Genomic DNA, 20992 nt, shown 5'->3' with positions numbered 1-20992 from the left:
ACCACGCTCCCGCGCGCACCCGCACTACGAGAGCCGCTCCCAGTCGACGCGGCGCAGCCCGAGGTCGTCCAGGAGGTACGCCGCGTCGCTCCGGCGGGCCGGGTCGGTCCTGGCGATCACCTCCAGCTCGTCCATCAGGCCCTCCCGGTCCGCCGTCGGCAACCGTCCCAGCCAGTGCACGATGCGCGGGAACTCCATGTCCAGGTTGGCGAAGTCGAGCGAGGTCAGGATCGCGGCCCGCACGCTCTCCCGGGTCGTCGGCTCCCGCGTCGCCGTCCCTGCGGCCTCGCGGGTATCAGCCACCGCCTCCACCAGGGCACGGAAGCGGCGCAGCGAACGGGCCGCCAGCGGGTCGGTGAGTGGGCGGAGCACGGCGGAGACCGGGCCGGCGGCGGGGAGGCGGAAGGCGCCGAGGAAGGCGAAGCGGGTGGTGGCGGCGGACTCGGGGTGCGCGGCCATGCCGCCGAGCAGGAAGCGGCTGCGCATCAGGCACCAGCCCGGGGTGAGGTCGAGGTCGAAGCGGGCCCGCAGGCGGGTGTGACCGGTCACCAGGAGGTGGGCGCGGCCGGTGCCCTGAGGGGGCGTCAGGCGGGCGGTGCGGATGTCCGGGAGCCACTGCGGCATGGTGCGCTCCAGGTCGGCCGCGACCGACCAGACCTGCTCGAACGGCGCCGGAACGACCGTCTCGCGGACCGCCGCGCCCGGGGTGCCGGCCGCGATCACCCGGAGGCGGCGGACCGGGTCGAAGTCGGCCACCGGCCAGGGGGTTCCGTTCACTGCTGCCACGCCTTTCGGAAGCTGAGCCGGGCCCGGGAGAGACGGGACTTCACGGTGCCGGCCGCCACGCCCAGCAGATCGGCGGTGGAGCGCTCGTCCAGGCCCTCCAGGTCGCGGAGCACCAGGACGGCCCGGTGCTCGGGGGTGAGCCGGGCCAGCACGTCCTCGATGTCGGCGGCGAGCTGCGGGTCGCCCGGGCGCGGGAGTTCGGAGAGGTCGGCGGGCACGCAGCGCGCCGTCCGCCGCACGTGCCGCACCGCCTCGCGGACGGCGATCGCCCGGACCCAGCCGAACAGCGCGGCGGGCTCCTTGAGTTGGCGCAGCCTGCGGAACACGGCGATCAGCGCCTCCTGGGTCGCGTCCGGGCCGTCGTCCAGCGCGATCGGGCCGCACAGACGCCGCACGTACGGCGTGACCAGCTCCAGCAGCTCGCTGACCGCCAGCTGATCGCCGCGCTGCGCGGCTCGTACCAGGTCGGCGAGGCCTGCCTCGCCCGGGGTTTCGGGACCGTCCACGTCCGACTCAGAGGCCGCCCGGCGCCCGGACGTTCCACGCCCCCGCTGTGACCCTCGCCACAGGAACCTCCGCCGCCTCCGCCCGCTCCTGCGGTCGACGCACCGTCACCGACCCCCAGGAGCCGTCCCGATGGACCCCCGCACCGCCGCCCGCGCCGTGGCCGCCGTCCTCACCGCCGACGCCGCGGTCCACCTCTACTGGACCACCGGCCTCACCTGGCCCGCCCCCGACCGGGCCACCCTCTCCCACCTCGTCCTCAACGCCGACGTCCCCTTCACCCCCCGCGTCCTCCTCCCCCTCGCCACCCTCCTCCTCGGCGCCGCCACCCTCCTCCTCACCCGCACCGGCCACCTGCCCGCCCTGGCCCGCCGCCTCCCCGCCCCGCTCCTCCGCCTCGCCCCGTACGCGATCACCGCCGGCCTCCTCCTGCGCGCCCTGGCCGGCCTCGTCTGGACCACCGGCCTCGGCAGCTCTCCCGCCGACCCCTTCTACTGGCTCAACCTCGCCCTCTACACCCCTCTCTGCCTCCTCTGCGCCGCCGCCACCTGGACGGTGGCCCGCAGCCGCCCCTGACCCGCCGGTTACGGTGGCGCGGTGAACACGGACACCACCGGCCGGAGGAGGGCGTCCGCCTCGCCTCCGGGGCACGCCTGGAGCAGTTCGCCCGGGCGGACTCGGGAGACGCCTACTGCTTCGTCGGCGAGGGCGGCGAGGAACGCCCCGTCGTCTACGTGAGCCTCGACGGCGAGGCCGGCCCCTCGCCGTAGGCCTGCCCGAGTTGCTCCGGCTCTGTCTCGCCGCACCGTGGTGGCGGGACGCCCCCGGCGGGACGGCCGAGCAGCTCCGGGCCGTCGCCGAGCTGTACCGGGAGGACCACCCGGACCTCGACGGGCTCCGCCGCCGGGCGGCCGTGGCGGTCGGGCTGGACCCGGCTTCCCTGCCGTCCGGGGCAACGGTCCTCACCCGCCTCGCGGAACGCTCCCGGGGACCGTTGGCCGAGGTCTGCCGCGTCCTCGGCCACCAGGGCGAACCGCTCGGCCCCCTCTTCGGACAGGCCGCCCGACCTGGGCGTTCCGGCGGTGTGGCGTAGGGTTCCGGTACGGAATCCGCCTGTCGAAGGGACCCCCAGCATGGTCGCCGTGCCCACCAACGGGCCCACCGTCAGCTCCGGGGCCGCGGGGATCGGGCGGTTCGGGCTGGGGACGGCGGCGGTCGGGCGGCCCGGGTACATCACCCTGGGACGGGAGGCGGACCTGCCGGCCGGGCGGAGCGTGGCGGCGCTGCGGGAGCGGACGCACCTGCTGCTGGACGCGGCCTTCGCGGCGGGCGTCCGGTACCTGGACACGGCGCGGTCGTACGGGCTGGCGGAGGAGTTCCTCGGGGAGTGGCTGGCGGCGCGGCCGGAAGCGGCGGGCCAGGTCACGGTGGGGAGCAAGTGGGGGTACACCTACACCGCCGACTGGCGGACCTCCGGCGTGCCGGTGCACGAGGTGAAGGAGCACTCGCCCGAGGTGTTCGACCGTCAGGTCGCCGAGAGCCGGGCGCTGCTGGGCAAGCACCTCGACGTCTACCTGATCCACTCCGTCACCCCGGACAGCCCCGCTCTCACCGACACCGCCCTGCACGAGGGGCTCGCGGCCCTCGCCGCCCAGGGCGTCCGGATCGGCCTGTCCACCAGCGGCCCCGCCCAGGCGGCCACCATCGAGGCCGCGAGCGGGGTGACGGTCGCGGGCCGACCCCTCTTCACCGCCGTGCAGTCCACCTGGAACGTGCTGGAGCCCTCCGCCGGGCCCGCCCTGCGCGAGGCCCACGCCGCCGGCTGGCTGGTCGTGGTGAAGGAGGGCATGGCCAACGGCCGCCTGGCCGGCCGCAACGCCACCGGCCCGGAGACCGCCCCGCTGCGCGCCCTCGCCGAACGGACCGGCCACACCCCGGACGCCGTCGCCCTCGCGGCCGCCGCCGCCCAGCCCTGGGCCGACATCGTGCTCTCCGGCGCGGCCACCACCGCCCAGCTAGCCTCCAACCTCACCGCCGCCGAACTCGCCCTCTCCCCCGACCACCTCACCACCCTCGCCCCACTCGCCGAACCCGCCGAGGAGTACTGGCTCACCCGCGCCGGCCTCCCCTGGTCCTGAGCCCGGGCCGCTCCTCTGCTACGGTCGGACGGCCGGCCGCGGGACTCCGGTGCGACTTCCGGTAACTACCTCTGAAGCAGTGATTCGCAGTTCGCGCCCCCATTCCCCGGCCGGCCCCGAAGCCATCGCACCACCGACGAGGACGAGACACCGTGGAGACGTACGGCGACCTGGTCGCCGCCGACGACGTGCTGCTCTTCGTCAATGCCGCGATCACCGCGACCGGCCGCCGCGAGTTCCACTCCGACGCGGCCGAGCAGCAGCTCTCGCTCGCCTTCCTGCACGAGTACATGCTCGTCAACTACCGCGGCCCGTACGCCGCTTCGCTCGCCCTCGACATCAACGACCACAACGCCGCACTGATCGTGCGCCACCTGCTGGAGACCGCGAAGGACGCCACCGCGGAGCAGCGCCGCACCGAGGGGCGGCTGATCGCCCGCCGGCTCGCGCTGCTGCCGCCGCAGCGGGTCTACCGGCTGATCGGCGAGCTGCGCCGGGCGAAGGTGAACAACCGCCGCACCCGGGCGATCCTGCGCGACTGGCTGGCCGCCCGGCCGGACCAGACGCTGGACGCGGTGAAGTACCGGGGCGGGTTGAAGCTGGCGCTGCGTCACCTGCACCTGCGTCCGGCCGAGGCGGAGACCGGGGACTTCCTGTTCACCAAGGCGGCCGAGCGCGCCGGGAAGTACCGGGCCCCGCTGCTGAGCGCCTGGACCCGCGCGCACTACGAGCAGCCCGCGCTCTACGAGCTGCCGTACACGGTGGCGGAGGGCTTCGCCGCCAAGCACGGCATCCCGCGCGAGGTGTTCCTGCGGAAGATCGAGCCGCGGATGACCGCCATGGAGCGGCTGCGCCTGCAGGAGTCGGCCCGCGGCGCGGGGGCGTCGGAGGTGAACACCAAGAACGACCTCTCCCGGATGCCGCTCAACCGGCTGGCCGTCTACGCGCTCGGCCTGTCCGCCGCCGACCGGATCGCCCGCCGGGCCGAGCTGACCGGTGCGCTGCGCACCGCCGCCCGCCGTACCGCCGGTGCGCAGGCCGGGAGTTGGGGGAAGGTCGCGGCGGTGCTGGACGACAGCTTCTCCTCCTACGGCTCCGGGCAGCAGCGCCGCCGCCCGCTGGCGGCCGCCCTGGCCTGCCACTTCCTGCTGGAGGCGCTGGCCGGCGAGCAGGGGTACACGGCGTTCTGGACCTCGGGCCGCACCGACGCGCTGCTGCTCCACCCGCTCGGGCCGACGCCGCTCGGGCGGCGGATCGTCGACGCCCTCGACACCGCCCCGGACCGGCTGCTGATCGTCTCGGACGGGTGGGACAACTCCCCGCCGGGGATGGCCGCCGAGGTGCTGCGGGTCTGGCGCACCCGGCTGGACCCGGACCACCGCACCAGTGTCGTCCACCTCAACCCGGTGTTCGACGCCGAGAGCTTCGACGTGCGCCGCCTGGCGCCGACCGTCCCCACCGCCGGGCTACGCGACGCGGCGGACCTGACCACCCTGGCGGAGTTCGCCCGGTTCGCCGAAGGGCGCACCGGCATCGGTGAGTTGACGGCCCACCTGGCGCTGCGCACCGAGCAGTTCCTCGACCCCGGGCAGGCCCGATGAAGACCGAACCGTTCACCCTGGACCTCGGTGGTCTGACCACCCGCCCGGCCCAGGTCTGGGGCGGGGTCCGGCTGGTCCCGCTGGTGCGCGAGGAGCCGATCACCGACCTGCGGCTGCGTCAGGAGCTGTACGGCGAGGAGGACGGCTGCGGCTGTGGCTGCGGCCGCGTCACCGTCGAGTGCGAGAAGGGCCGGTACACCTCCTTCATGCCGCACGGCTTCGTCGCCGACTGGACCCGCGACGGCACCCCGGCCGCCGCCTACGGGACCCAACTCGGCACCGCCGCACCGGAGTCCGTCCCGTTGGCGCGCCGTCCCGGGAAGCTCGCCAAGCGGGCGGACCGGACCCGGCTGCGCTTCCTGCCGCTCCACCTCGCACTGGAGGGGTACCTCGCGCTGCACTTCGGCGGCCCGACCTTCGCCTGGCAGCAGTGGTCGGAGCGGGCGCTGCGGCACGGTCTGTCGCCGCGCGGGGAGGAGAGCTACAGCGGGGCGCACGTCCGCGGACTCGCCGACGCGCTAAGGGCGTTCGAGATCCACCCGGGCCAGTGCGGTGTGCTGCTGTACGTCGCGGACGCGCCGGCCGCGGCCTTCGTCGTCCCGCACCCGGAGGACTACCGGGCCCTGCACCGCAGCCTGCTGCTGGACCTGTACGGCGAGCTGGTGTACCACTACGCGCTGCTCTCCGCCCCGGTCCCGGACTTCCGGGCGGAGCTGGGCGGGGCCACCGTCCGCTCGCTCGCCGAGCTGCGCGCCGCGGTGGACCGACAGGAGCGCGCCTGGGGCGAGTTCCACGACTCCACGATGGCCGACGGGCTGCTCGGGGCCACCTACCGCGGCCGGACGGTGCGCCGGATGGACCGCTTCACCCTCTCCCGTTTCCTCCCCGAGTTCCGCCCCCGGCAGGAGAACCACATCGGCGAGGCGATCACCGACGAGCAGGGCCGGATCGCCTACCTCAAGACCTTCCGCCTCTCGGAGAGCCAGACCCGCCGGGGCCACCTGCTCGACACCCTGGCCTCCCACGACTGGCACCTGCCGCGGGCCGCCACCGCCCTCGGTCTGACCGAGCACCAGCTCGGCCTGCGCCTGGAGTCGGCCGGCTTCGGCGCCCTGCTCCAGCAGCACGTCCTCGACCTGTACCGCAGCCGCGACCGCGACCGCGACCGCAACCGCGACCAGGCCCGCTGAATCCACTGGCGCGGCGCGCCCCGCAGGGGTTACGCTCCCCCACGATGATCACTCACTCCCTCTCCGGATTGGGGGTCTCGTCCACGTTCGGTGAGTGCTGATGGCCACTCACCCCGTGCACGAGGACTCCTACCTCTCCCGCTGGCTGTGCGTGCGCGAGTACGCCGTGCCGCCCGTCATGATCGAGCAGTCCACCGCCCGCCGGGCCACCGGCGACTGGGCGGGCGCCTGTGCTGCCGCCCACGTGGACGTGGACCTCGATCTGCGCACCGTGAACCGCGCGCTCGGCCGCGAGTTCACCGGTCAACTCCGTTCGGACCTCCGCCACTTGGCGCCCGACCTGCTCCGCTGGCACCTGCCCCGGAGCGCTCCCGACGGCCTGCTGCGAGGCGGGCTGACGCTCTCCCTGGCCCGCTACCGGCTGCCCGGCCGCCCGGGCCCGGTACACCTGGTGGCCCGCACCCCGCCCGTCTGGGCGGACGGCGGCCAACGCTTCGCGCTCGCCCTCTGGTCGGCCGACGACGGCACCGGCTCCGCCACCGACCACCGGCACCCCCGCCCGCGCCCCGACCCGCGCTTCCGGCTCGACCTGCACCGCCACCTGTGGGACGCGCGGCGGGCCGGGGAGTTCCGGGAACGGGCCGGGTCGGTCCAACAGCCGCAGCACGGCGCGGAGTTCGGTCCTCCCTACGCGGTCGACCGCTGGGCCGCCGAGGCGGCGCTGCTCCGCGAGGCCGAGGGCCGGCCGGACCGGGCAGTGGTCGTACGGCTCGACGCCGGGCGCCGCCTGGTGCTGGAGCCGGGCGCCCCGACTCCCACCCTCGACGGCGGCGAACTTCCGCTTCCCGTACGGAGGTTGTCGACGCGGGACGGAGCGGCGCTGCCCGTCCTCCCCGACGCCGCGACCTGGACACCGCCCGATCTGGTGCTGCTGCACAGCGGCGCGATCGACCCGGGCCGGCTGCACCCCCTGGTGGCGGCGTCCCTGGTACCGGACGGCCAGGCCGAACCACCCACGCCCCCGGACCACCCGGACCATCGGGACCACTCGGACCGCTCCGGCGGGCCGCTCCTGGTGGACTGCCGGGGTGCCCGGCACCGGATCGCCCTGGTGGACGGCACGCTCAGCGCGCTCGACCACGACCCGGCGGACCTCCACCGGGAGCAGCTGCTCAGCGCCCTCGGCGGCACCCCGATGCCGTGCCTGCACACCATCGAACGGGCCCACCGCCATCCGGAGGAACTGAGGGGCGTCCGCGAACGCCTCGCCCACGGCGACACGGCCGGGGCGCTGGCCGTGATCGAGGCGCTGCTCGGCCCCGCCGCGCTGCTCCCCGAGGGCGCGCTCCGCGAGGAGCTGGAGGCGGCGGCCGAACGGCGCGTCACCCACGGCCTGTACCGGGCGGGCCTGTTGGGCCTGCACCGGCTGCCACCCCGAAGGCCCCGGCCCGCCGAACCCCGGACCCGTCCCCGGCTCGCGTTCCACCGCTGAGCCCCGCCCTGCCCCATCCCGCCCCATCCCGTTCTGCGCTGCCCCGGACACCCCGGCCCGGATTCCGCCGCACGCTCCCGAGACCCCCAAGGTGACCCGTCATGACCACGCACGCCCCGATGACCCAACTCGACGTCGCCGAGCAGCTGTTGACCCTGCTCGGGAACACCACCACCGAGCCCGGGACCGACCCCCAGTTGGAGGCCCTGACCCTCGCCGTCGCCGCCGACCTGCCCGTCCTGCTCTGGGGCGAGCCGGGCATCGGCAAGACCGCCGCCCTGACCCAGCTCGCCGACTCCCTCGGCCTGCCGCTGACCACCGTCATCGCCAGCGTCCACGAGCCCTCCGACTTCTCCGGCCTCCCGGTGCTCGGTGACGACCCCGCCGTCCAGGGCGTGCCGATGGCCCCGCCGGACTGGGCGGTCCGGCTGGTCCGGGAGGGACGCGGGCTGCTCTTCCTGGACGAGCTCTCCACCGCGCCCCCGGCCGTCCAGGCCGCCCTGCTCCGGCTGGTGCTCGAACGCCGGGTCGGCGCCCTCCGGCTCCCGCCCGGCGTCCGGATCGTGGCCGCGGCCAACCCCCGCGCCTCGGCCGCCGACGGCTGGGAGCTGAGCGCGCCGCTGGCCAACCGCTTCGTCCACCTGCAGTGGACGCACGATCACGAGGTGGTGGTGCGCGGCTTCGGCGGCGCCTGGCCGCGCGCCGTGCTGCCCGTGCTCGACCCGGACGGTCTGCCGGAGGCGGTGGCCTTCGCCCGCCGGGCGGTCTGCACCCTGCTGTCCGTACGGCCCGAGCTGGTGCACCGGCTGCCCCAGGGCGAGAGCCGCCGCGGCGGGGCCTGGCCCTCGCCGCGCAGCTGGGAGATGACGATCCGTCTGATCGCCTTCGCCACCGCCGCCGGGTCCTCCCGCGAGGTGCTCTCCCTGCTGGTGCGCGGCACGGTCGGGGACGGGCCGGGGCTGGAGCTGCTGGCCAGCACCGAGCGGATGGACCTGCCCGACCCGGAACTGCTGCTCGCCGACCCCGCGGCGGCCGAGCTGCCGCAGCGCGGCGACCTCCGGCAGGCCGTGCTGGACGGCGTGGTGGCGGCGGTGCGCGACCGGCCGACCCAGCAGCGCTGGGACGCGGCCTGGCAACTGCTGGCCCTGGCCCTGGAGACCGGCGCACCCGACCTGGTGGTGGTCCCGGCCAACACCCTGGCCGCGCTCCGCCGGGACGGCTGGGCCGTCCCCGACACCATCGAGCGGCTGGCCGGGACGGTGCGGCTCGCCCGCCGCGCGGACCAGCTGGCGCCCGAGTCCGCCGCCGGGGTGGGCCGGTGAGCACCCCGACCGCGCCCGTGCCGAAGCCCGCGCCACCCAAGCCGAGGCCTCCCGAGCCGAGGCCACCGCAGCAGCGGCCGGCCGCCTCCGCTCCCGCCACCGAGACCCTGGACCGCGAGAAGCTGTTCACCGCCCGCCTGCACGCCGCCCGGGCCCGTCCCTACCTCGCCACCGCGCTGTTCGCCCTGCACGTGGTCGAGTCGCACCGGGTGCCCACCATGGCGGTGGACTCGCACTGGCGCTGCTACGTCTCCCCGTCCTTCGTGGCGCAGACCTCCCTCCACGAACTGGCCGCGGTCTGGGTGCACGAGGTCTCCCACCTCCTGCGCGACCACCACGGACGGAGTGAGCGCTACGCGAGGCGGCACGGCCTGACCGGCCCGGCCGAAGGCCTGCGGATGAACATCGCGGCCGACCTGGAGATCAACGACGACGCGTTCGGCGACGGCCTGGTCCGGCCGGCCGGCGCGCTGGTGCCACGTCGCCTGAAGCTGCCCGACGGGCTGTTGATGGAGGAGTACCTGCGCTCCGTGGGGCTCGGGAAGCTCACCGAGCCGTGGGCCTGGCTGGACTGCGGCAGCGGCTCCGACGGGCGGGAGCGGGAGTGGGACCTCGGGCCGGAGGGGGCGCACGGGCTGGCCGGGCACGAGCGCGACGCGGTGCGCTTCCGGGTGGCGGAGGGCATCAGGGCGGCTCAGGGGAGCGTGCCGCAGGGCTGGCGGCGCTGGGCCGAGGAGGCCTTCCACCCGCCGCAGCCGTGGCGGCAGTTGCTCGGTTCGGCCCTGCGGGCCGCCGTCTCCGGGGCCGGGACGGGCGAGGACTACACCTACGGGCGGCCCGCCCGCCGCTCGGCCGGTCTGCCCGGGGTGGTGCTGCCCAGCCTGCGCCGCCGCCCGCCCCGGGTGGCGGTGGTGATCGACACCTCGGGGTCGGTCAGCGACGCGGAACTGGGCACGGCCCTGCTGGAGGTCACCGAGATCGCCCGTGCCGTCGGCAACCGCCGGGACCAGGTCTCGGTGGTGTCCTGCGACGCCTCCGCCGGGGCGGCGCGCTCCCTCTGCAGTGCCGAGGGCATCGAGCTGATCGGCGGCGGGGGCACCGACCTGCGGGCCGGCTTCGCCCGCGCCCTCCAGCTGCGCCCCCGCCCGGACGTCCTGGTGGTCCTGACCGACGGTCAGACCGACTGGCCGTCCGCCCCGCCGCCCGCCCGCACCGTGATCGGCCTCTTCCCCCGCGTCGGCTGCCCCGATCTGGACGAAGTCGACCCGGACTACGTCCCGCCGGTCCCGCCCTCCTGGGCCCGGACCGTCCACCTCGGCGGCTGACGGGCCCCGGCCGGGCTCACTCGCCGATGCGCTCGACGATCAGCTCGCACAGCTCGTGGGTGCGCAGCGCGTCGCGGGCGGAGAGGGTCTGGCCGGACCGGACGGCGTCGAGGAAGGTGGTGACCACCTGCTCGATGCCGCGCTGGCGGGCGACCGGGACCCAGTCGCCGCGGCGGCGGACGGTGGGCTGGCCGCGGTGGTCGATCACCTCGGCGAGGTTGTGGACCTCGCGCTTGGAGTCGGCGCCGGACACCTCCAGGACCTCCTCGGCGGAACCGGAGAGGCGGTTCATGATGCCGAGGGCGGTGAATCCCTCGCCGGCCAGGGTGAGCACCACGTGCTCGACCAGGCCGTCCCGGACCCGGGTCCGGACGTCCACGTGCTGGATCTCGCCGGGCACCAGGAAGCGCAGGGTGTCCACCACGTGGATGAAGTCGTCGTAGACCAGCGTACGGGCGGCCTCCGGGAGGCCCTCGCGGTTCTTCTGGAGCACGATCAGGTCGCGCGGGCGCTCCTTGGCGAGCAGGTAGCCGGGCGCGTGGCGGCGGTTGAAGCCGACCATCAGGGAGCGGCCCTCGCGCTCCGCCAGGTCCACCAACTTCCGTGCGCCGTCCAGGTGGTAGTCGAGCGGCTTGTCGACGTAGACGTCGATGCCGGCCTCCAGCAGGGCGGTCACGATCGGCACGTGCTGGTCGGTGCTGGCGTGCACGAAGGCGGCCCGCACCCCGCTGTCGATCAGCTCGCCGAGGTCGGTGAAGCGCGGGGCGATCCGGTGGGTGTCGCCGATCCGGTCCAGCTTGGCCCGGTCACGGGTCATCAGCTTCAGGTCCAGGCCCGGCAGGGCGGCGAGCACCGGGAGGTAGGCCTTCTGTGCGATGTCCCCGAGCCCGATCACCCCGACCGGCATCGCAGTGACGGACTGACCGGCGGCGGGCTGGCTCATCGGCGGCGCTCCTGTACGTCTGACGGCGGCTCACGGCCGCCGCCCCGGTGGGGCCCGGCCACACCCGGCAGCATATTCCAGAGCCGCGACCCGCCCCGCCCCGGCCCGACGGCGGGCCAGACCGCCACCGGACCCGCCCCGGCCCGACGGCGGGTCAGACCGTGCCGAGCCCCGCCGCCGCGGTGGTGAGCGCCGCCAGCACCGGCTGCACCAGCGGATGGCGCTCCGCCCCGGACCGGACCGCCGCGAACACCTTCCGGGTGGCCAGCGCGCTGTCCACCGGCCGGACCTCGACCGCCTCCAGGTCCACCCCGCGCAGCGCCGAGCGCGGCACCAGGGCCACCCCGGCCCCGGCCGAGGCGAGCGCGACCACGGCGCGGAAGTCGTCGGAGGAGTGCACCAGCCGGGGCTGGAAGCCCGCGTACTCGCAGGCCAGCAGGACCACGTCGTGGCAGGGGTTGCCGGGGTAGGGGCCGATCCACGGCTCGGCGGAGAGCTCGGCCACCGCGATCGGACCGGTGCCCGCCGCCAGCGGGTGGCCGAGCGGGAGCACCGCCTCGAAGGGCTCGGCGTACAGCGGCACCCGGGTCAGCCGCTGGTCGTCGGCCCGCGGTGCGCCCCGGTACTCGACGGCCAGCGCGATGTCGGCCCGGCCGTCCAGCACCATCGGCAGGCTGGCGTCGCCCTCGGCGTCCAGCACCCGCAGCCGGACGCCGGGCGCGCTGCCGGCCAGGTCGGCGATGGCGGGGGCGAGCACCAGCGCGATGCCGGTGGCGAAGGCGGCGACGGTCACCTCTCCGGCCACGCCCTGCTGGTAGGCGGCCAGGTCGGCCTCGGCGCGCTCCAGTTGGGCGAGCACCAGGTCGGCGTGGAGCAGCAGGATCTCCCCGGCGGCGGTGAGCCGCACGCCCCGGCCCTCCCGGGCCAGCAGGTGGTGGCCGGTCTCCTGCTCCAGCGCGGCGAGCTGCTGGGAGACGGCGGAGGGGGTCAGGTAGAGCGCGGCCGCGGCGGCCGTCACCGTCCGGTGGTCGGCCACGGCCCGGAGGGTCCGCAACCGTCTTGCGTCGATCACGAGGCCATTGTGCCAGCGCCGGGCGGGCGCTCCCGCCGTCCCGGGCGGTGCCGCACCCGTCCCACCGCCCCCTCCCGCCCCGTCGGACCCTCCGCCACGTGATCTTCGTTACGAACCGCGGGCGGTTCCGTGACCGCCTGACGGGTACTCAGTTGTCGGCGGACACTGCCAGAATCGTCCCGCGAAACCATCGCCGTGACCCGGTAGTGGCGACCGGCTCCGGTGTGTATCGTCACAACCCGCGATCAGACGCGTACCACAGCGCACCTGACGACCGTGTACGGAGAGCAGCTGGGGGGCAGCATCCATGGCCATCGAGATACCGGGCGAACTTCAGACCGTCATGCGACTGCTCGGCCTGAACTGGCCCGGGGCGAACGAGGACGAGCTGCTCGAACTGGCCAACCAGCTCACCAAGTTGGCCTCCACCCTGGACAACGTCCAGATGGCCGGCGACAAGGCGCTCGGCCAGCTCGCCGAGGTCTACCAGGGCTCCTCCGCCGATCAGCTGGCCGCGCTCTGGCAGACCATCTCCAAGTACTCCGGCATGGTGGTGGACGGCTGCCAGGCGGTGGCCACCGCACTCAAGGGCGCGGCCCTGGTGATCGAGGTCTGCAAGGGCCAGACCATCATCCAACTGATCAACATACAGGCCCAGTTGGCGGCCTCCTCGGCCACCTTCGGGCTGAGCACCGCGGCCGTCATCGCGATGGGCCGGGAGATCGTCTCGCGGCTGCTGGACGAGGCGGTGCAGCAGCTGGCCCAGGCGCTGGCCAAGCCGATCGCCGACCTGGCCGAGCTGGTGGTGGCCAAGGTGCTCAACCCCGGTGGCGGCTCCGGCTCCGGCAGCGGCTTCCGGGTGGACCCGACCGCGATGGCGCTCTGCGCCACGGCACTGCGGCGGCAGGCCGAGGACCTGGAGTCCTCCGGCACCTCGTTCCGCACCGTCGTGCAGGGCCTGGACGTCGGCAACCCCTCGGACGCCTTCGGCAAGCTGGCCGTCGCCATCGCCGAGCAGGTGGTCAAGACGATCGGCACCGAGGTGCTCAAGCGGGTCCTCGGCTCCTTCACCGGCACCGCCGACAAGATGGACACGGTGGTGAAGAACCTCGCCGACAACGAGGACGTCCACACCCAGGCGATGAACGGCGGCTACGCCCAGCTGGCCGGCGGCCTCGGCGCCGCCCCGGCGAGCCCGCGGCTGGCCGGCCTGGGCACCGGATCGGGCACCACGGGCCCGGTCTCGGCCACAACGGCCCAGGGTCCCTCCGGCGGTGGCCAGAGGGACCCCGGAATGGCGGCCTTCGACGCGCTACGCCCCCGGCTGGGCGGCCTGCTCGGCGGCAAGGGCGGCGCGGGCGTCCACGAACGCGGCAACGGCTCGCTCAACGTCCTCGGTGGAGTGCGCGGCGGAAAGCTGAACGCGAATGCGGGCCTGCCCGTGCGGAACGACGGGGAAGGAGAAGCCGATCACGTAAACGCCCCGGTCCAGCAGCAGCTCGGCCAGCCGACCAGCCTGGGCCGCGTCTCCCATCATGACGGGGGCAATCGGGTGGGTGCCGGGAAGAATCTCGAAGCCGGCGTCGGTCATCCGGCTGCGGAACAGCGCGGTGTTGGCGGCCAGGCGGTCCCGCAGGTCCCCGGACTGCTCAATCAGGTCCAGCACGGTCAGGCTGGCGGCGGCAATCACGGGCGCCAGGGAGTTGGAGAACAGGTACGGGCGGCTGCGCTGGCGCAGAAGCGCAACAATCTCGGCACGCGCCGAGACGTAGCCGCCGGAGGCCCCACCGAGCGCCTTGCCGAGCGTCCCGGTGATGATGTCGATCCGGTCCCGAACCCCGTGCAGCTCGGGCGTACCGGCCCCGTTCTCGCCGACGAAGCCGACGGCGTGTGAGTCGTCGACCATGACCATCGCGTCGTAACGGTCCGCCAGGTCGCAGATCTCGCGCAGCGGGGCGATGTAGCCGTCCATCGAGAACACGCCGTCGGTGACGATCAGCCGGCGGCGGGCGTCCTGGGTGTCCTGGAGCTGCTTCTCCAGGTCGGCCAGGTCGCGGTTGGCGTAGCGGTGGCGGCGGGCCTTGGAGAGGCGGATGCCGTCGATGATGCTGGCGTGGTTGAGCGCGTCGGAGATGACGGCGTCCCGGTCGTCCAGCAGGGTCTCGAAGACGCCGCCGTTGGCGTCGAAGCAGGAGGAGTAGAGGATGGTGTCCTCCTGGCCGAGGAAGGCCGAGAGGCGGTCCTCCAGCTGCTTGTGCACGTCCTGGGTGCCGCAGATGAAGCGGACCGAGGCCATGCCGTAGCCCCAGCGGTCCAGCGCCTCCTTCGCCGAGGCGAGCACCGCGGGGTGGTCGGCCAGGCCGAGGTAGTTGTTGGCGCAGAAGTTCAGCACCTCGGCCCCGCCGGTCACCTTCACGGCGGCGTTCTGCGGGGTGGCGATGACCCGCTCCGGCTTGAACAGGCCGGCCTCGCGGATCTCGTCCAGGGTGGCGGCGATGTCGCTGCGGACGTTGTCGAACACAGGGGCTCCTACCTACGTGAGCTGAGAGGGGGTCAGACGGTCCAGTCGAGGATGATCTTGCCGCAGCGGCCGCCGGCCGCCTCGTCGAACGCCGCCTCGAAGTCGGCCGCCGCGTAGCGGCCGGTGATCACGGGGCTGAGGTCGAGGCCGCCCTCCAGCAGGACCGACATCGCGTACCAGGTCTCGAACATCTCGCGCCCGTAGATGCCCTTGATGGTGATCATCGAGGTGACGATCCGGGCCCAGTCCACCGCGAAGTCCTCGGCCGGCAGGCCGAGCACGGCGATCTTCCCGCCGTGCGTCATGTTGGCGATCATCGACTGCATCGCCTCGGGGCGGCCGGACATCTCCAGGCCCACGTCGAAGCCCTCGCGCATGCCGAGTTGCTTCTGCCCCTCCTCGATGGAGTGCTCCGCGACGTTCAGCGCCAGCGTGACGCCCACCTTGCGGGCCAGGTCCAGGCGGTACGGGGAGACGTCGGTGATCACCACGTTGCGGGCCCCGGCGTGCTTGGCGACGGCCGCGGCCATGATGCCGATCGGGCCCGCGCCGGTGACCAGCACGTCCTCGCCGACCATCGGGAAGGAGAGCGCGGTGTGCACCGCGTTGCCGAACGGGTCGAAGATGGCGGCCACGTCCAGGTCGACCGGCACCCGGTGCACCCAGACGTTGGAGGCGGGCAGCGCGACGTACTCGGCGAAGGCACCGTCCCGGTTGACGCCCAGGCCGATCGTGTTGCGGCACAGGTGGCGGCGGCCGGCCAGGCAGTTGCGGCACTTGCCGCAGACCAGGTGACCCTCACCGCTGACCAGGTCGCCGACGCTGACGTCGGTGACGCCCGCGCCGATCTCGGCCACCTCGCCGACGAACTCGTGACCGATCGTCATGGGCGTCTTGATGGTCTGCTGCGCCCAGCCGTCCCACTTGCGGATGTGCAGGTCGGTGCCGCAGATGCCGGTCCGCAGCACCTTGATCAGCACGTCGGTGGGGCCGATCTCGGGCATGGGGACGTCGGTCAGCCAGAGCCCGGGCTCGGCCTTCTGCTTGACGAGTGCCTTCACGGCGACGGCTCCTGACGCACGGTGGGACGGATGCGGGCGTGCCGGTGCGGCCGGAGCACGGCTGGTCGCCGGGGCCGCGCGGGCACTGTGCAATCTGCCTGCTGGGCGGCGTCCCGGTCCATCGAGGAATTCTTAACGCCCGCCACAGCTCGGCTTCACGATCGTGCCCGAGGTGCGCTGCCGCACCGCTGTGCCGTGCCGGGGATCACCCGGACGCCGTACGCCGCCTGCCACTCCGTCAGATCCGCGCCGCCCGCGCCCCGGCTGCGCCTGTAGCACCCGATCCTCCTTTTCTCCCCTTACCCACCCCTGCTAGGTTGACGGTCCATGGATGATCTCCGCGAGCTGCCCACCACCCCCCTCACCCTGAGCGCCGGCCAGGCTCCCTGCGTCCCGCTGGACATCCCCGCGAACGTGGCCACCGCCGCCGAACTGGTCCGCCGCGCCGCCTCGGAGGGCTCACAGCTGCTGGTGCTGCCCGAGCTCTTCCTCACCGGCTACGAGCTCCCCGGCATCACCGCCTCCCCCTCCACCCTGACCATCCACGCGGACGACCCCCGGCTGGACCCGCTGGCCGCCACCTGCGCCGAGACCGGCACCGGCGTGGTCGTCGGCGGCCCCACCCGGCACGCCGAGACCGGCCAACTGCGCATCTCCGTCCTGGTGTTGGGCCGCGACGGCCGCTTCGTCACCCAGTACGACAAGCAGCACTCAACCCCGCGCGAGCGCTCCCTCGGCATCTCCCCCGGCACCCACGGCTGCACCGTCACCCTGGACGGCTGGCACCTCGGCCTCGGTATCTGCTGGGACATGGGCTTCCCCGAGCACGCCCGCGCCGCCGCCCTCTCCGGCACCCACGCCTACCTGGTCGGCGCCATGCTCGGCCGCGGCAGCGGGGCCCACCAGCGCACCGCCGTGATGCCGGCCCGCGCCCTCGACAACACCAGCTACGTCCTGCTCGCCAACCACTGCGCGGTCAGCGGCCCGTACCACGGCTGCGGCGGCAGCGCCGTCTGGAACCCCGACGGCACCCTCCTCACCGAGACCGCCGACACCCCCACCGTCGTCACCGCCACCCTCGACCCGGCCGCCCTCGCCGCCGCCCGCGAGGAGGACCCGGTCCTGATCGACCCCTCCCTCAGCGCCCCGGTCCACCCCCGGACCTCCGCCGTGCTTTGAGACTTCCGGGCCCGTCTCCCCGCCCTTTCCGCTGAAACCTTCACAGGGAAGTTCAATGGAAGACTCGAAGGCATGCGATTCGTCCTCGAAGTCGACCTGACCGAACCGACCCTGCGAGCCGACCCCCACGCCGAGCTCGGCCGCATCCTCCGCTACTGGGCCGGCAACCTCCACCACTACCCCCTGGAACCCGGCACCCAGGAGACCCTCACCGACTCGGCCCACCACCCCGTCGGCACCTGGAGCTACCGCCTGACGTAACCTCGGCCGATGCCCGCACCGATCCCCGCCGTCACCACCCCATTCGGCCCGTTCACCCACTCCGTGACGATGGGGCCCCGCCAACGGCCCGTCGCCCCGGGCGGCTGTCGGGAGCTGCCCGGCGGCGGCCTGGTCTTCCACTGGGACGACCCGGCCGCCGAGGTGGAGCTCCTGCTCACCGCCTTCGAGGCCGACCCGGGCAACCTCGACTACCTCCTCCCGGTGGACGTCTGCCGCGGCGCGGTCTGGCGGGTGACCGCCCGTCAGCCGGTCGACCGGCTCTGCCTCACCTCCGCGCTCGCCGGACTGCCCGAGGGCGCCGAGGCCGACTACGAGGGCACCCAGTCCACCGCGGCGATCGGCGTCGCCGCCCCGGGGCTGGCGATGACCATCGCTGCCCCGGACGAGGAGTGGCTCTGCCAGCGGGCCGAACCGCCCCGGCAGGGCGTGCCGGTCCACTTCGCGAAGCTGCTCGACGGCGTGTACGAGCACCGACACATGGGCCGTTGGGGCGTCGAGTACCTCTGGAGCAGCCCCGGATTCGCCTGGGTGCTTCCCCCGCTGCGGCCGGGGGACGAGGTCCTCCTGGAGACGAACGTGTGCTGGCGCACCACCTCGCCCGACGAGGACCCCGAGGACAGGAGCACCTGGTGGGCCGCGACGACTCCCTCCTGGGACATCCTCGCGGCGGCCGGCGGAAATCCGTTTGGCCCGGGGCCCGCCACCCGACCATGATCTGCTGATGGAGACCCCCCAGCGCGTGATCCGCGTCGACGACGGCCTGACCCTGCGGTCCTACGAACCCGAGGACTTCGCCGAGCTCCGCCGGGTGATCGAGGAATCCCTCGACCACCTGGTTCCGTGGATGCCCTGGGCCTCCGAGGACACCCCGGAGCGCACCGCGGAGTTCGTCGACTCCCGCGCCGAGAGGTGGGCCGCCGGCACCGACTTCACCTACGCGATCCTGCTGGACGGCGCGATCGTCGGCTCCACCGGCATCTTCCGCCGCGAGGGCGACCCGGAGGAGCGGCGCGAGATCGGCTACTGGCTGCACCCCCGCGCGACCGGTCGCGGCATCGTCTCCCGCACCACCCGCGCCCTCACCCTCGAAGCCTTCCGCCTCCCCGAGGTCGCCTACGTCGAGATCGTCCACGACCCCGCCAACCGGGCCTCCGGCGCCGTCCCCGCCCGCCTCGGCTTCACCGACCTCGGCACCACCCCCGCCGAGAAGCTCGCCCCCGCCGACACCGGCGAGGACCGCCGCTGGCGCCTGACCCGCGATCAGCTCCCCGTCCTCACCGGCGGGACCCCTCAGCGCTGACCCCTCCCCCCGGCGGGACCGCCACCACCCGGATGCCATCATGGCGGGATGATCAGGTCCCGCCGGGTGGAGCGCATCCGTCAGCAGCAGCAGCCCGCCGCCCCCGTCACGTCGCTGACCTGGCTCGACCGGACCGACTTCGCGCGCTACGCCCTCGTCCCCGAGCAGCTGGTGCCGGAGTGGACCGGCGGGGAGGCCGACGAGGTCATCGGCGAGTACGCGGGAGCCGTCCGGTGCGCCGGTCACGACGTCCTGGTCCTGGGCGGCGAGCCGCTCGCGGTCACCTGGCTCCCGGAGCACCTCCTCTTCGCGCGCTGGATCAGCGCCGACGACGACACCTCCCTGCTGGCCGGCCTCGAACCCGCCCTGGCCTCCGACGCCTGGGAGGACGTCGTCACGGTCGAGCTCGGCGGACGGTACGTGCTGACCGACGCCGCGTACGACGGTGAGCACATCCTCGGCCTCGACGACACGGAGCAGCAGCCGGAGCTCATCCGCCTCGAACTCCCCGCCGGGCGTTACCGGGTGCAGTCCCTCCTCCTCGAACCCGACCCCGAGTCCTCGTTCCAGTTGGAGCGGCTGCTCCCCAGCACCTCCGCCAGGTCGTAGCCGACCGGCTCCTCCAACTGCTCGTAGGTGCAGGACTCCGGGGTGCGGTCCGGGCGCCACCTCTTGAACTGGGTGGTGTGGCGGAAGCGGGTGCCCTCCATGTGGTCGTAGCCGACCTCGCAGACGCGCTCGGGCCGCAGCGGCACCCAGGACAGGTCCTTGCCGCCGGTCCACCGGCTCTGGCCGCCCGGAAGGCGGGCGGCGGCCTGGGCGCTCTCGTCCCGCCACGCCGCCCAGGGGTGGTCCGCCCCCTCCTCCAGCCTCAACTCGGCCAGTTCCTCGACCAGTTCGGCCCGCCGCTCCATCGGGAACGAGGCACAGACACCCACGTGCTGGAGCCGCCCGTCCGCGTCGTGGAGGCCGAGCAGCAGGGAGCCCACCACCGGCCCGCTCTTGTGCTCGCGATAGCCGGCCAGCACGCAGTCCGCCGTCCGGGCGTGCTTGATCTTGTACATCGACCGGACCCCCGCCTGGTAGGGCTGGTCGAGCGGCTTGGCCACCACCCCGTCCAGCCCGGCCCCCTCGAAGCGGCCGAACCAGCGCCGCGCCACCTCCAGCTCCGTGGTGGCGGGGGCCAGGTGGACCGGGGGCCGCACCCCGTCCAGTGCCCGTTCCAGCGCCGCCCGCCGCTCCGTCAGGGGCCGTCCGTCGTACGCCTCGTCCCCCAGTGCCAGCAGGTCGAAGGCGACGAAGGAGGCCGGGGTCCGCCCGGCCAGCGTCCGCACCCGCGAGGCGGCGGGGTGGATGCGTTCCAGCAGCTCCTCGAAGTGCAGCCGCCCGTCGTGGGCGATGACGATCTCGCCGTCGACCACGCACCGCTCCGGCAGTTCGGCCCGGACCGCCTCCACCACCTCGGGGAAGTAGCGGGTGAGCGGCTTCCCCGTCCGGCTGCCGATCTCCACCTCCGCGCCGTCGCGGAAGACGACCGCCCGGAAGCCGTCCCACTTGGCCTCGTACTGCATGCCGCCCGGGATCCTCGTCACCGCCTTGGCCAGCATCGGTGGGACCGGCGGCATCACTGGCAGCTCCATGCCCCGATCCTGGCGCCCCGTCAGCCCGCCCGCCCCTGGGGCGCGGCCGGGCGGGCGGATATGCTCTGTGTACGGGGAGTCGGGACACACGCGCCGAGAGGTGGCCACCGATGGCCGACGAACCGTCACGCCCCCGCCGGATCCTGGTGGTCTGCAAGGGCAACATCTGCCGCAGTCCGGCCGCCGCCGCGATCCTGACGGCCCGCTCCCCCGACCACCCCGAGGTCCGCTCCGCCGGCACCACCCACTGGCACGTGGGCGAGCCGGCCGACCCGTCGATGGTCGAGACCATGGCGGGGCTCGGGTACGACCTCTCCGGCCACCGGGCCGTGCTGCTCTCCCCGGAGCTGGTGGAGTGGGCGGACGAGCTGATCGCGGTGGACGCGGAGACCGCCCGCGACACCCGCCGGCTGGCCGGACCGGGGCGGACGGTGCTCCAGCTCTCGGCCGCGGGCATCTTCGACCCGTGGGGCGGCACGCCCGCCGACTTCGCCCGGACGGTGCGCGAGATCGAGGCCGCCCTGGACGACCACCTCGCCTGACCGTTCGTCAGAGAATCCCACTATCACGCCGGTCGGCCCGACGGAGAGATTCGGGCATATGCCCGACGAGTATGACGGATTCCTTCCCGCCGCC

At 74.2% G+C, this 20992-nt stretch carries 22 protein-coding genes; 14 read left to right on the top strand and 8 right to left on the bottom strand.

Translation table 11 applies throughout. The features are described from left to right. Positions 1-24: 24 nt before the first annotated feature. On the bottom strand, positions 25-777 hold the full coding sequence (locus ACIA8O_RS03595; RefSeq protein WP_396291850.1) for an SRPBCC family protein: 753 nt from the start codon (positions 775-777) through the stop codon (positions 25-27). Next, the gene (locus ACIA8O_RS03590; RefSeq protein WP_396291849.1) at positions 774-1292 is read right to left on the bottom strand and encodes an RNA polymerase sigma factor; all 519 of its coding nucleotides are present in this window, start codon (positions 1290-1292) and stop codon (positions 774-776) included. The genes ACIA8O_RS03595 and ACIA8O_RS03590 overlap by 4 nt, the downstream gene beginning before the upstream one ends. A 130-nt stretch (positions 1293-1422) precedes the next feature. On the opposite strand from ACIA8O_RS03590, the gene ACIA8O_RS03585 reads away from it, so the two are divergent. The 8 genes from ACIA8O_RS03585 to ACIA8O_RS03550 all read left to right on the top strand — a co-directional run bounded on the left by ACIA8O_RS03585 (position 1423) and on the right by ACIA8O_RS03550 (position 10358). After that, the gene (locus ACIA8O_RS03585) at positions 1423-1866 is read left to right on the top strand and encodes a DUF3995 domain-containing protein (protein WP_396291848.1); all 444 of its coding nucleotides are present in this window, start codon (positions 1423-1425) and stop codon (positions 1864-1866) included. Positions 1867-2071: 205 nt separating this feature from the next. Beyond that, positions 2072-2383, top strand: a complete 312-nt coding sequence (locus ACIA8O_RS03580) for a hypothetical protein (protein ID WP_396291847.1) — start codon at positions 2072-2074, stop codon at positions 2381-2383. A gap of 40 nt (positions 2384-2423) precedes the next feature. Continuing rightward, positions 2424-3428 carry an aldo/keto reductase gene (locus ACIA8O_RS03575; RefSeq protein ID WP_396291846.1) on the top strand — a complete coding sequence of 335 codons (1005 nt, stop codon included), beginning with the start codon at positions 2424-2426 and terminating at the stop codon, positions 3426-3428. A 152-nt stretch (positions 3429-3580) separates the two neighbouring features. Then, positions 3581-5029: a hypothetical protein gene (locus tag ACIA8O_RS03570; protein ID WP_396291845.1), complete on the top strand. Its 1449-nt coding sequence runs from the start codon at positions 3581-3583 to the stop codon at positions 5027-5029. Further along, positions 5026-6219, top strand: a complete 1194-nt coding sequence (locus ACIA8O_RS03565; protein WP_396291844.1) for an ARPP-2 domain-containing protein — start codon at positions 5026-5028, stop codon at positions 6217-6219. Before ACIA8O_RS03570 ends, ACIA8O_RS03565 begins: the two co-directional genes overlap by 4 nt. Positions 6220-6319: 100 nt before the next feature. Further along, positions 6320-7711, top strand: a complete 1392-nt coding sequence (locus ACIA8O_RS03560) for a hypothetical protein (RefSeq protein ID WP_396291843.1) — start codon at positions 6320-6322, stop codon at positions 7709-7711. A 101-nt stretch (positions 7712-7812) separates the two neighbouring features. Then, positions 7813-9033: an AAA family ATPase gene (locus ACIA8O_RS03555; protein WP_396291842.1), complete on the top strand. Its 1221-nt coding sequence runs from the start codon at positions 7813-7815 to the stop codon at positions 9031-9033. Next, positions 9030-10358, top strand: coding sequence for a VWA-like domain-containing protein (locus tag ACIA8O_RS03550; protein WP_396291841.1), 1329 nt, complete (start codon positions 9030-9032; stop codon positions 10356-10358). The genes ACIA8O_RS03555 and ACIA8O_RS03550 overlap by 4 nt, the downstream gene beginning before the upstream one ends. A 16-nt stretch (positions 10359-10374) precedes the next feature. On the opposite strand, the gene ACIA8O_RS03545 is transcribed toward ACIA8O_RS03550, so the two are convergent. From ACIA8O_RS03545 to tdh, 5 genes are all read right to left on the bottom strand, one after another. Continuing rightward, on the bottom strand, positions 10375-11265 hold the full coding sequence (locus ACIA8O_RS03545) for a Gfo/Idh/MocA family protein (protein WP_396292114.1): 891 nt from the start codon (positions 11263-11265) through the stop codon (positions 10375-10377). Between the two features lie 190 nt (positions 11266-11455). Further along, on the bottom strand, positions 11456-12373 hold the full coding sequence (locus ACIA8O_RS03540) for a LysR family transcriptional regulator (RefSeq protein ID WP_396291840.1): 918 nt from the start codon (positions 12371-12373) through the stop codon (positions 11456-11458). Between the two features lie 504 nt (positions 12374-12877). After that, a complete protein-coding gene (locus ACIA8O_RS03535) occupies positions 12878-13186 on the bottom strand; it encodes a hypothetical protein (protein ID WP_396291839.1) in 309 nt (102 codons plus the stop codon). Between the two features lie 499 nt (positions 13187-13685). Further along, entirely contained in the window at positions 13686-14894 is a 1209-nt protein-coding gene (locus tag ACIA8O_RS03530; protein ID WP_396291838.1) for a glycine C-acetyltransferase, read from the bottom strand. Positions 14895-14926: 32 nt separating this feature from the next. After that, positions 14927-15955 (bottom strand): L-threonine 3-dehydrogenase, encoded by a 1029-nt coding sequence (tdh, locus tag ACIA8O_RS03525; protein ID WP_396291837.1) that lies wholly within the window; start codon positions 15953-15955, stop codon positions 14927-14929. A 327-nt stretch (positions 15956-16282) separates the two neighbouring features. Between tdh and ACIA8O_RS03520 the strand changes: the two genes are divergently transcribed. The 5 genes from ACIA8O_RS03520 (at position 16283) to ACIA8O_RS03500 (ending at position 19325) form a co-directional block, all read left to right on the top strand. Further along, positions 16283-17134: a carbon-nitrogen hydrolase family protein gene (locus ACIA8O_RS03520; protein WP_396291836.1), complete on the top strand. Its 852-nt coding sequence runs from the start codon at positions 16283-16285 to the stop codon at positions 17132-17134. Positions 17135-17206: 72 nt separating this feature from the next. Next, the gene (locus ACIA8O_RS03515) at positions 17207-17395 is read left to right on the top strand and encodes a hypothetical protein (RefSeq protein WP_396291835.1); all 189 of its coding nucleotides are present in this window, start codon (positions 17207-17209) and stop codon (positions 17393-17395) included. Positions 17396-17404: 9 nt separating this feature from the next. Then, positions 17405-18130: a hypothetical protein gene (locus tag ACIA8O_RS03510; protein ID WP_396291834.1), complete on the top strand. Its 726-nt coding sequence runs from the start codon at positions 17405-17407 to the stop codon at positions 18128-18130. A 7-nt stretch (positions 18131-18137) separates the two neighbouring features. Continuing rightward, positions 18138-18716, top strand: coding sequence for a GNAT family N-acetyltransferase (locus ACIA8O_RS03505; RefSeq protein WP_396291833.1), 579 nt, complete (start codon positions 18138-18140; stop codon positions 18714-18716). A gap of 48 nt (positions 18717-18764) precedes the next feature. Further along, positions 18765-19325 carry an Imm21 family immunity protein gene (locus ACIA8O_RS03500; RefSeq protein ID WP_396291832.1) on the top strand — a complete coding sequence of 187 codons (561 nt, stop codon included), beginning with the start codon at positions 18765-18767 and terminating at the stop codon, positions 19323-19325. On the opposite strand, the gene ACIA8O_RS03495 is transcribed toward ACIA8O_RS03500, so the two are convergent. Further along, positions 19235-20356: an ATP-dependent DNA ligase gene (locus tag ACIA8O_RS03495; RefSeq protein WP_396291831.1), complete on the bottom strand. Its 1122-nt coding sequence runs from the start codon at positions 20354-20356 to the stop codon at positions 19235-19237. The genes ACIA8O_RS03500 and ACIA8O_RS03495 overlap by 91 nt on opposite strands. Positions 20357-20466: 110 nt before the next feature. Between ACIA8O_RS03495 and ACIA8O_RS03490 the strand changes: the two genes are divergently transcribed. Then, complete coding sequence (locus ACIA8O_RS03490) at positions 20467-20898, top strand: low molecular weight protein-tyrosine-phosphatase (protein WP_396291830.1); 432 nt, start codon at positions 20467-20469, stop codon at positions 20896-20898. Positions 20899-20992: the final 94 nt, after the last annotated feature.

This window comes from Kitasatospora sp. NPDC051853 (assembly GCF_044452665.1).
In the GTDB taxonomy this organism is placed as follows: Bacteria; Actinomycetota; Actinomycetes; order Streptomycetales; family Streptomycetaceae; genus Kitasatospora.
Note: the sequence above shows the minus strand (reverse complement) of the source record. Positions and strands in the feature narration are given on the sequence as shown.